This window comes from Allobosea sp. ASV33, assembly GCF_016428755.1.
Classification (GTDB): domain Bacteria; phylum Pseudomonadota; class Alphaproteobacteria; order Rhizobiales; family Beijerinckiaceae; genus Allobosea.
Map to the genome: position 1 here is coordinate 1 of NZ_JAELTI010000254.1, position 320 is coordinate 320.

The 320-nt window shown below is 75.3% G+C and carries 1 protein-coding gene; it reads right to left on the reverse strand.

The window, feature by feature from the left end; translation table 11 throughout:
• Nucleotides 1-54: 54 nt before the first annotated feature.
• The coding region (locus tag JHD80_RS27395; protein ID WP_199093759.1) for a hypothetical protein at nucleotides 55-320 on the reverse strand (266 nt) is incomplete at its 5' end.

Genomic DNA, 320 nt, shown 5'->3' on the forward strand with positions numbered 1-320 from the left:
GGATCCGGGGGCAAGCCTGGGACGACGGCATGAACTGAAGTAACGCTCGGCGATCTAGACGACCGCGGAGTCCGTCGAAGACATCTCCGGCCCCGCTGCCCTGCCGATCGGGCGATCGCCCTCGACCCTGTCTCTTATACACATCTGACGCTGCCGACGATTAACCTTCGGTGTAGATCTCGGTGGTCGCCGGATCAGTAAAAGGGGGGGGGGGGGGGGGGGGGGGGGGGGGGGGGGGGGGGGGGGGGGGGGGGGGGGGGGGGGGGGGGGGGGGGGGGGGGGGGGGGGGGGGGGGGGGGGGGGGGGGGGGGGGGGGGGGG